This is a genomic window from Variovorax sp. OV700 (assembly GCF_900099805.1).
GTDB lineage: Bacteria > Pseudomonadota > Gammaproteobacteria > Burkholderiales > Burkholderiaceae_C > Variovorax.
The window spans coordinates 1-3,626 of the sequence record NZ_FNDR01000028.1 but is presented as its reverse complement, the minus strand read 5'-3'; the positions used below and the strand labels follow the sequence as shown (position 1 = coordinate 3,626).

Genomic DNA, 3,626 nt, shown 5'->3' with positions numbered 1-3,626 from the left:
TATGGAAATTTTGCTGCAGCAGATCATCAACGGTCTGGTTCTCGGCAGCATGTATGCCTTGATAGCCTTGGGCTACACCATGGTGTACGGCATCATCAACCTGATCAACTTTGCGCACGGCGAAGTGCTGATGGTGGGGGCGCTCACAAGCTGGACCATCATCGGCCTCATGAAGGAATCGATGCCCGGCACGCCCGGCTGGTTGATCCTCATCATCGCGTTGATCATTGCCTGCGTGGTGGCCGCCACGCTCAACTTCGTGATCGAGAAGGTCGCCTACCGGCCGCTTCGCAACAGCCCCAAGCTCGCGCCGCTCATCACGGCCATCGGCATGTCGATCCTGCTGCAGACGCTGGCCATGATCATCTGGAAGCCGACCAACAAGGCCTATCCCAACCTGCTGTCGACCACGCCCATCGAAGTGGGCGGCGCGGTGATCTCGCCCACGCAGGTCATGATCCTGAGCGTCACGGCGTTCTCGCTCGTGGTGCTGATGTGGCTGGTCAATTACACCAAGCTCGGCCGCGCGATGCGCGCCACCGCCGAGAACCCGCGCGTCGCTGCGCTCATGGGCATCCGGCCCGACATGGTCATTTCGGCCACCTTCATCATCGGCGCCGTGCTCGCGGCCATCGCGGGCGTCATGTACGCCTCCAACTACGGTATCGCGCAGCACGCCATGGGCTTCCTGCCCGGCCTCAAGGCCTTCACCGCGGCCGTGTTCGGCGGCATCGGCAACCTGGCCGGCGCCGTGGTCGGCGGCATCCTGCTCGGGCTGATTGAAGCCATCGGCTCCGGCTACATCGGCTCGTTGACCGGCGGCGTGCTGGGCAGCAACTACAGCGACATCTTCGCGTTCATCGTGTTGATCGTCATGCTCACGCTGCGGCCCTCGGGCCTGCTCGGCGAGCGCGTGGCGGATCGGGCCTGAGGAGCAGAACACCATGAAGAACAGCAAGAACCTCGCTCTCTACGTTCTCGGCGTCGTCGCCGTGCTCGCCCTGCCCATCTTCCTGCAGAGCCAGGGCAATGCCTGGGTGCGCATCGCCGACATCGCATTGCTCTACGTGATGCTCTCGCTCGGTCTGAACATCGTCGTCGGCTACGCCGGCCTGCTCGACCTGGGCTATGTGGCCTTCTTTGCGATCGGGGCCTACCTCTACGCGCTGATGGGCTCGACCCACCTGTCGGAGACTTTCCCGTGGTTCAAGGCCATGTTCCCGAACGGGCTGCACACCTCGCTGCTCATCGTGGTGCCGCTGGCGCTGGCGGTGGCGGGCATGCTGGGCGTGATGCTCGGGGCGCCCACGCTCAAGCTGCGCGGCGACTATCTGGCCATCGTGACGCTCGGCTTCGGCGAGATCATCCGGGTGTTCCTGAACAACCTCGACCAGCCGATCAACATCACCAACGGGCCGAAGGGCATCACCGCCATCGACTCCATCAAGTTCTGGGGGCTCGACCTCGGCAAGGCATGGAAGTTCGACGGCTTCACGATCTCGTCGGTCACGCTCTACTATTACCTGTTCCTTGCGCTGGTGGTCGCCACCATCATCATCTCGCACCGCCTGCAGATGTCCCGCATCGGCCGCGCGTGGATGGCCATCCGCGAAGATGAAATCGCCGCCAAGGCCATGGGCATCAACACCCGCAACATGAAGCTGCTGGCCTTCGGCATGGGCGCCAGTTTCGGCGGCGTGTCGGGCGCCATGTTCGCGGCCTTCCAGGGCTTCGTCTCGCCCGAGTCGTTCAGCCTCATGGAGTCGGTGATGATCGTCGCCATGGTCGTGCTGGGCGGCATCGGCCACCTGCCAGGCGTGATTCTGGGCGCCGTGCTGCTGGCGGCACTGCCGGAAGTGCTGCGCTACGTGGCCGGCCCGCTGCAGGCCCTGACCGACGGCCGCCTCGACGCGTCCATCCTGCGCCAGCTCTTCATTGCGCTGGCCATGATCGTCATCATGCTGATGCGTCCGCGCGGCCTCTGGCCGTCGCCCGAGCATGGCAAGACCTTGCAGCGCAAGGGGGCCGCCGCCCCCGGCACACCGGTTGCGCCCGGCTCGCTGCAGACCCATGCGCCGGGCATCGAGACGCCCGCCGACGAACTGCCGGGTGCAGCCTCGCGTCCCATGTCGATCAATCCCTGAACGCCGAAGGAAGAATCAACATGACGACAGACACCATCCTCGACGTCCGCGGAATTTCCAAGCGCTTCGGCGGCCTGCAAGCCCTTTCCGACGTCGGCATCACCATCAAGCGCGGCCAGGTCTATGGCCTGATTGGCCCCAACGGCGCCGGCAAGACCACCTTCTTCAATGTGATCACCGGGCTCTACACGCCCGACAGCGGCAGCTTCGAGCTCGCCGGCAAGCCCTACCAGCCGACGGCCGTGCATGAAGTGGCCAAGGCCGGCATCGCGCGCACCTTCCAGAACATCCGGCTGTTCTCCGAGATGACGGCGCTCGAGAACGTCATGGTGGGGCGCCACATCCGCACCCATTCGGGCGTGTTCGGCGCCATGCTGCGCACTCCTTCGTTCAAGGCCGAGGAAAAGGCCATTGCCGAACGCGCGCAGGAACTGCTCGACTACGTGGGCATCGGCAAGTTCGCCGACTACAAGGCGCGCACGCTGTCGTATGGCGACCAGCGCCGGCTCGAGATTGCGCGCGCGCTGGCCACCGACCCGCAGCTCATTGCGCTGGACGAGCCCGCGGCCGGCATGAACACGACCGAGAAGGTGCTGCTGCGCGAGCTGATCGACCGCATCCGCAAGGACGACCGCACCATTCTCATCATCGAACACGACGTCAAGCTCATCATGGGCCTGTGCGATCGCGTCACCGTGCTCGACTACGGCAAGCAGATTGCCGAAGGCACACCGTACGACGTGCAGAAGAACGAGAAGGTGATCGAGGCCTACCTCGGCACCGGAGGACACTGATATGACCACGACGACGATGACGAGCGCAGAAGAAACAACGAAAGCAACGGCAACTGCAACCCCTCCGAAGACCGCGGCCACCGCCACCGGCAAGACGCTGCTCAAGGTCAGCGGCCTCAAGGTCGGCTACGGCGGCATCCAGGCCGTCAAAGGCGTGGACTTCGAGGTTCATGAAGGCGAACTGGTGTCGCTCATCGGCTCCAACGGCGCCGGCAAGACCACCACCATGAAGGCGATCACCGGCACGTTGCCGGCCGGCGCTGGCTCCATCGAATTCCTGGGCCGCAACATCAAGGGCCGCGGTGCGTGGGACCTGGTGGGCGAGGGCCTCGTGATGGTGCCCGAAGGGCGCGGCGTGTTCACGCGCATGACCATCACCGAGAACCTGCAGATCGGCGCCTACATCCGCACGGACAAGGCCGAGATCGCCAGCGACATGGAGCGCGTGTTCGTGACCTTCCCGCGCCTGCGCGAGCGCAAGGACCAGCTCGCGGGCACCATGTCGGGCGGCGAACAGCAGATGCTGGCCATGGGCCGCGCGCTCATGGCGCGTCCCAAGGTGCTGCTGCTCGACGAGCCCACCATGGGCCTGTCGCCCATCATGTGCGACAAGATCTTCGAGGTGGTGCAGACCGTGGCGGCGCAGGGCGTGACCATTCTGCTGGTGGAGCAGAACGCCAACCGCGCG

4 protein-coding genes are annotated in these 3,626 nt (G+C 64.9%); all 4 read left to right on the top strand.

The annotated features are described in order from the left end of the window. Position 1: 1 nt before the first annotated feature. Positions 2–931 carry a branched-chain amino acid ABC transporter permease gene (locus tag BLR24_RS30130; RefSeq protein WP_055803923.1) on the top strand — a complete coding sequence of 310 codons (930 nt, stop codon included), beginning with the start codon at positions 2–4 and terminating at the stop codon, positions 929–931. A gap of 13 nt (positions 932–944) precedes the next feature. Further along, positions 945–2,144, top strand: a complete 1,200-nt coding sequence (locus tag BLR24_RS30125) for an ABC transporter permease subunit (RefSeq protein ID WP_093024349.1) — start codon at positions 945–947, stop codon at positions 2,142–2,144. A gap of 20 nt (positions 2,145–2,164) precedes the next feature. After that, positions 2,165–2,938 (top strand): ABC transporter ATP-binding protein, encoded by a 774-nt coding sequence (locus BLR24_RS30120; protein ID WP_093024347.1) that lies wholly within the window; start codon positions 2,165–2,167, stop codon positions 2,936–2,938. Positions 2,939–2,954: 16 nt separating this feature from the next. Further along, on the top strand, positions 2,955–3,626 hold a 672-nt coding region (locus tag BLR24_RS30115; protein WP_175543390.1), incomplete at its 3' end, for an ABC transporter ATP-binding protein.

Bases quoted from the DNA above. Each gene is read 5' to 3' on its own strand.
- BLR24_RS30130 (WP_055803923.1), top strand. From the start codon at position 2: ATGGAAATTTTGCTGCAGCAGATCATCAACGGTCTGGTTCTCGGCAGC.
- BLR24_RS30125 (WP_093024349.1), top strand. From the start codon at position 945: ATGAAGAACAGCAAGAACCTCGCTCTCTACGTTCTCGGCGTCGTCGCC.
- BLR24_RS30120 (WP_093024347.1), top strand. From the start codon at position 2,165: ATGACGACAGACACCATCCTCGACGTCCGCGGAATTTCCAAGCGCTTC.